The 6,844-nt window shown below is 40.1% G+C and carries 3 protein-coding genes; 2 read left to right on the forward strand and 1 reads right to left on the reverse strand.

All coding sequences use genetic code 11. The annotated features are described in order from the left end of the window. Nucleotides 1-369: 369 nt before the first annotated feature. Nucleotides 370-1,095 (reverse strand): hypothetical protein, encoded by a 726-nt coding sequence (locus F6K27_RS31790; protein ID WP_287278950.1) that lies wholly within the window; start codon nucleotides 1,093-1,095, stop codon nucleotides 370-372. Nucleotides 1,096-1,762: 667 nt separating this feature from the next. Here F6K27_RS31790 and F6K27_RS31795 point away from each other — a divergent pair. Further along, the gene (locus F6K27_RS31795; RefSeq protein ID WP_287278951.1) at nucleotides 1,763-2,359 is read left to right on the forward strand and encodes an AAA-like domain-containing protein; all 597 of its coding nucleotides are present in this window, start codon (nucleotides 1,763-1,765) and stop codon (nucleotides 2,357-2,359) included. Between the two features lie 1,897 nt (nucleotides 2,360-4,256). Further along, nucleotides 4,257-6,086: a vanadium-dependent haloperoxidase gene (locus tag F6K27_RS31800; RefSeq protein ID WP_287278949.1), complete on the forward strand. Its 1,830-nt coding sequence runs from the start codon at nucleotides 4,257-4,259 to the stop codon at nucleotides 6,084-6,086. The last annotated feature ends 758 nt before the right edge of the window (nucleotides 6,087-6,844 follow it).

Consider the following 6,844-nt stretch of genomic DNA (forward strand, 5'->3'; position numbering starts at 1 on the left):
GACCCCGCGACGACGCTAGTCGCACCTGGTAGCGCACCAAGACAAAAGAATGATTTGCGACCTGAAAAATGGTATTGAAGCTATTCCCGTGTGACTCAGTCCTCCTGAGTTACCCTCCTGGGAGGGGAGCGCGGGTGGGTTGACTCCTTACGAAATATCCTAGCTATTTGTAGCAAATATTTATTAATTTGATATTAGGGGTGGGTTCCCACACTATGAGTCTAATGACACCAATCCTACCGGATTTGATCTGAAGCGATCGCCATTATTCTGATGAGAGTTTTTTGACTCAAGTAGATCCATCGCTTCTAACTAACTTAAGTTACTACAGAAGTTAAATTGATCGCGCAATACTACACTATTTCATTTCTACCACATCATTACAGCAGTTTCACCACTTAAACCAGGAAAATACAAACGAACTCTGAGAATATAAGTACGACCTCTCAACAATTTGTGAGTAATGAAAGCATTGTATTCAGTACCACTATCATCATCTCCATTCAAATACCTTGGGTCGCCATTCTCTTCCTCAAACAAAACCATTACAGTGTCTGCTTCACCAAAAGTTTGAAACTTGTAATCTCGCGAATTTTTTGGCTTCACAATAAAATTAACCTGTTCTCCAGGGGATAAAACCAATGGCACTGAAATAAAAGGTTTAAGCTCAATGTAATCGTTTGATTCCAGCACAGGATAAAACTTTTGCATCCAATCCTTATCCTTTTGTGACAAACCAGGTTCTGGAAAAATTCCTTGCTGATTATAGGGAGCAGGACTATCGAGCAGTTCTGCTTGAAACTGATAGTGCATAATTGAGTTTGGGTTCCAGTCAGACCCTGCAACTTCATTTGTTGCTACTTTACGCAAAATATTATATTCTATCGTTTCTAACGACCAATTGTTCGGAAGTCCACTTAAAGAAGCTCTGACTGCATCTTCATTCCACTGAATACCTGCTTTAGGATTTTGATGCTCGTGTGGTAATGCTAGTGTATGTCCCACTTCGTGAAGTGCAGTTTCCTTACCATAGCCATCATTAGCTAAAGGCCAACCAAAATTCATAGTTCTTTGGTTTAAAGGAATATTCAGCACATCAGTTCCCAGATAAGACCAAGACCCATCACCTTGTTGGAAACCAATGCGAACTTCTGCATCTGTGGGAGCATCAACCTCTTCAAATCAGACTTCTGATGTCTTTATGAAGACGCTCAAAACTTCCTAAGAAACAGAAGCGGTTTGAGATTTAGTTATAACCACGATGCAACAAAGCCGTATCAGTAGCTTGAGTTTCAAGCGAATTTAAGCCTGTGGAGAAGATTAAGTTGCAGACTGAAAAGGATGAGAAGGAGAATTTTTTTTTGATCACGCTCTTATCCGGACATGATATAACTTCTAACTTGCCCGTAGCGCTATACCTCTACAGATGCCGACGCGGGGTCGCACCACTCTTCCATAAATGTAGCAATATTTGATAAAATTGGTATGATTTATTTTCTATTGCCAAAAAAAAAGGATATGATTGCATAAAATACTATTTATACTTAATAATAGCTAATATTTCGCCCATACTTCTAGCTTTGGATGAAGTGAACCAGATTTTTGGGCGTTGCACAGTGACGAATGATTTTATATTTTTGATGAACAAGATTTTGGATTTGATAATTGCTAGAATGATTAATTAATGGTTTTTTTTTAGTCAAAGTCTAAACTAATTTTTGGCAATATCATTCTATAATGTGCAACCCCGATTTTTGAGCATCTGGAAATAGCAAAGGACTTTTTTCCCTTGTTACGTTCGTGGTATGAGGATGCCAAAAGACTCCCCCTGTGGCAGAAATTGCGTTTAGTAGTAGTTCACTCAACTGAAATTTATGTGCCTCTAAACCTGAAACAGTCACCTTTCAATGTAGGGTTGCCAATCCAGCTACACAATTTTTCCTTGAAAGAAGTGGTAAAATTAGCTAAATGTTACAGACTTAATTGGACAGATGGAGAGCAAGCAAATCTTTTGATGGCTATGACAGGAGGACATCCTGCTTTAGTACATCTTGCTATTTATCATCTTAGTCAGGGAGATGTAACACTCACGGAGCTATTAAAAACGGCTCCTACATCGACGGGAATTTATTCGAGTCACTTGCAGCGTCATCAAGCAAAATTGCAAGATGAGCCGGAATTAGCGATCGCTTTGAGTACGGCGATACATACTACTGAACCTATATTACTAGAACCTATCTATGCTTACAAGTTAAACAGTATGGGGTTAGTGAAGTTAGATGGAAATAAAGCAGTTCTCAGTCATCAGTTGTACCGAGACTACTTCCAACAAACATTACAGCCGTTTTCATTTCGGTAGACCACAGTAGGGACGTTTCATGGAACCTCCTTACTGGGTGCCTGATTGTGACGATGTGGTTCATCAATATGAAAAGCGCTGTATGATCATGTCTGCAAGCGGATATCTTTGGCGCGCAAACAGCTTAAACAGAAGTTGAGTGCCTATTTTCGAGCTTCGGAGTTGGAAAGTACAAGTCTAAATAATAAAAAAATAATAATACGATATCTGTTAGGAGTTAGATCGCCAAATCACCTTATCTTCTCATCACCCCATCACAACAGGAGCGGGAGAGAGTTAATTGTATAGCGCTGTGCGCAGGCAACAGGCAATAGGCAACAGCTCCGGAAGGGGGAATAAAAAGCTGATAAGATAAAACTTTTAGCTATTGGACACCTCCTGTAATTTGTAAATATGCCAGGGCACATTGCTATATCTATTTTCACCCCCAAACTGAATAATTTTGGATAATAGATGATCGTATTTATGATCCAGATAATGACAGCAAAACTCAAATATATCATGTTGAAAAAATGATATTTAATGTGATAAATAAGAAGAAATAACCATTGAAAACTGTATTAATGGAGAGTTGGTATGGAAGACAAAGATGAATGGCATTGATAGATAACTTAGGAAAAAATTATTATTGGCACTTAAAAATAAATCGCGCACGTAGATGACACAGGTGGTGTATGAAAATCGAAAAATCTTGCTGAATTAAACTGGAATGAATCAGAAAAAAATCAGGTAAAATTATTAAAAATAAAGGGTTTCAAAGGGGTAAAAAAGTCAAGGGATTCTGGGTAAATGCTTCTACCAACACCAACAGAATATATTGCTACTAATGACCTCAGCAAATGCAGTAAAGATGATGTCTAATTTGAAGTTAAAATGAGATGAAAAATTGAGGAATGTCAGAGAGGAATTAAGCAATTCACAGGAGCCAATACCTGTGAATGTCGTCTGAGAAAAATTCAAATAAATCATATTGCTTGTGGAATGTTAGTCTGGAATTTTGTCAAAAGATTAGCAGTGAAAATAGGAAAAACTATTGCTCAAGTCAAACATTAATTACTCTCAGATTACCTGCTCCAAGAGCTGAATAAGCCTACAATAAAATTCAGGGCTATTTTGATTTGATAGAGGTTTTTTACCTTTGTTTTAACTATGGAAATTGTCTTGACGCGATCGCGCTTGATTTTTTTTCAGCGTTAGCGGAGCTTGGCGTCAGCAATCGCTCTATTTACCATGCGCTATTATATATAGTGTCTTTGCGTAAGTCCTGATAAATTAAGAAGACATTCAGAGTAGGGACGTTGTATGTAATATCCCTACTTTATGTTTAATACTAAGGTTAGTGGGAGAGCGATATAGCTGCCGCACTTGCTCCGCCAACGCCGACTTAAGGGTTTGAACTAGAATATTTTAAAGTTCTTGAGCAGCCAACATAAATAATTTATTTACTTCTCAATTGCATCATAGATATGCAATTCATAAATTAATCAGACATTCACAGTAGGGACGTTGTATGCAATATCCCTACTTTATGTTTAAAACTAAGGTTAGTGGGGGAGCGATATAGCTGCCGCACTTGCTCCGCCAACGCCGACTTAATAGAAGTAAGAAGTTGGGCAATTTTTGTTTCTTTTTGTAAAGAAGTACCAAAAAATTATATCGAGTAAAATATAATAGGTGCAGGTGCATTGCAATAGTCATCCATTGTAAGACGAGGAGCGATCACTACCTTACTCGATCAAGCTAGAAATTAAGGGTATCTAACTCAAAAAAGTCATAAATTTTGCTTTCCATCGTCTACATAATAGACGAGTATACCACTTAATTATGATGATAACTTATCAAGTCTCGTCCCAGTTTTGCACACAATCCTAAAATTAATCAAAAATAGGAGAATTTTATGAACGAGCGTCGTCAAAAATCTTATTCCGTTCGCATTGAGGCCGCTGAATTAGCAAGAAGCCGCCAACATCCAACCCATCAAGCTAATGGGGACGAAGAGCGCTACGCAGGCGATCGGTATTTCATGTCCTTTACCAAAGGTTTAATCCATAACCCCAACACAGGATTGCTACAAGATCCAAGAGACTTTGTAGAATTTCGCCGAGCGATCGATGATGGCTTCATCGATCCTTTTACTGATAGAGTTCGTCATGGTGCAAAATATAAGGTTGTTAATGGCAACATTGTAGAAGAGGAAAATCCGAATTTCCTTGATGGTTTTAGACAGTGGGAAGCCCCAACTGCAGGGGTTGTGCATGATTTAGAAGGACCTGATGCTCAAGCAGTCACCATGCCTCCCGCACCACCATTGTTAGATGCCACTGGTAACACGAACCCGGAACTGATTTTTGAGATGGCTGAGGTATATGAACTGGCCATTCTTCGCGATTGTCCTCTTAATGATTTTGAGTGCAATGCAACCAATGAAAAGGTCAACAAATCAATTGCTCGCCTCAATTGCCTTGATTACATCAAAGACCAAAATGGACGACCTCGAAAAGTCAATGGAAATAACTGTCTCGACAAAAATACAGTATTTCGTGGGTCTTCTCCGGGGGTAGAGGTGGGACCTTACCTGTCTCAATTTTTGCTGATTGGTAACAAAGGCGTCAACGGAGATAATGGTGTCACTAAGGGAAAAATCGCCTATGGTGTTCTGGAAATCAACCAACAAGTTCCCATAGCCACGCCAGGAACAAACTATATGACCGATTTGACAAAGTATGTTGAAGTTCAGCGGGGTATTAGACAGGAACGAGAAAGCTATGATACTGGACGTCGCTTTATTTATACACCTCGCGATCTGGCAACCTATGTCCACTACGATGCTCTTTATGAAGCTTATCTCAATGCTTGTCTGATTCTGTTGGGAATGGGAACTCCTTTCAATCCTAGTTTCGATCATCTCTCTGGAGGTGGTGTAGCAGCACAAGATCCAAAAACTCGCCGTCACGCTAATGGTTTTGCTCTTTATGGTGGTCCCCACATTTTGACCTTGGTGACTGAGGTGGCAACACGAGCACTTAAGGCTGTTCGTTTCCAGAAGTTTAACAATCATATTCGCTTGCGACCAGAGGCTCTAGCAGCACGAATTGAGCTGTTGCGTTCTGGCAATAGCATAGATAGAGATTTGCTCCCAGAAGCCTTGAAAAAAAAAGTTCAGGGGTTCATAGATAAGTTGGAAGGCAATGGAACTTGCGGTTTGAACACAAGTACTCTCGGAAATATTTCCGCAATAGCTGAAGGTAGTTATCTGCTACCAATGGCATTTCCTGAAGGATCTCCCATGCACCCTGCTTATGGTGCAGGACACGCTACCGTTGCTGGTGCTTGTGTAACCATTCTCAAGGCATTTTTTGACACCAGTACAGTGCTTGTAAAGGATAGTAGTAAGGAATATAGGTTCAAACGTATGGAGGAAGGCGATAAGTTGGTTGCTTTCCGAGTTAATGGTTGCAATCGGACTGCCTTGAAAGAAAGAACGATTAATAATATTTCTGAGGCTCTCACTCTTGAAGGTGAACTGAATAAACTAGCAGCCAATATTTCCATTGGTCGAAACATGGCAGGAGTTCACTACTTCACCGACTATTACGATAGCGTTCGCATGGGCGAGGAAATTGCCATTGGTATTCTTGAAGAACAGGCATTGACTTATCCTACAGATCCCTTTGTCTTGTCTGTACCAACCTTTGATGGCGACGTTGTGAGAATTGGTCGGCGATAAACGTTGGGTATAGAGATGCAAAGGTTACTCTTCGCCGGCATCCTGAGCTTGGTTTGAGAGAATTAATCTCTCACTCATACCCGCTAGATATCTCCAATAATTATTCTAGAACCGGCGTTGATGAACCAAGCTATGAAACCTAAATTTGGCCAAATAGAAAATGCTTTTCAGTTAATAGTTAGGTGATTGGCATTAATGCGCAGTCATAGCCAAAATCACCAACGCCCTAGAACCCTATTGGAAAAAGGCACAGCTAAAGATAGGGCAGCGATCGCACTCTATCAAGACAGTCTGTTTTATTAGATGGGAATCCCGCGCTGTACCGTCAGGTCAGCGTTGGGAGGATGTCAAAGCCTGTCTGGTATCCTTCCGAGGAATAGCACGCAGAGTTAGGCGTGCTTACTGGAGCTTACAATTTTAGTGCTGTTGCCAAAGACTGGGGCAACTTGGAGAACTTGCTCGTCAGGGAGCGAGAAACCTGGGAGGTGATGAGTTTGCTGATGGGTTGAAGCATGGTCTGGCTATTGCCTGGCAAAATATACCTCACCAAAAAGGTGGATGGGCACAATGAAATACAGTTGAGAATAGAGAAATTCACTTTAACACTCTGGTTAAGGGCGACCAAAATTTTTATAGAACCCATTTGAGATCTATATAATTATGGTAGTCAAGTCTTTTCGCGCATTAATTTTGAGGAAAATTCAGTTGAAGGAGTGTTGAATTTTTTGTATTATCTCTCCCCAAATCTTCCCTCTTAA

The organism is Okeania sp. SIO2F5 (assembly GCF_010692685.1).
GTDB lineage: Bacteria > Cyanobacteriota > Cyanobacteriia > Cyanobacteriales > Microcoleaceae > Okeania > Okeania hirsuta.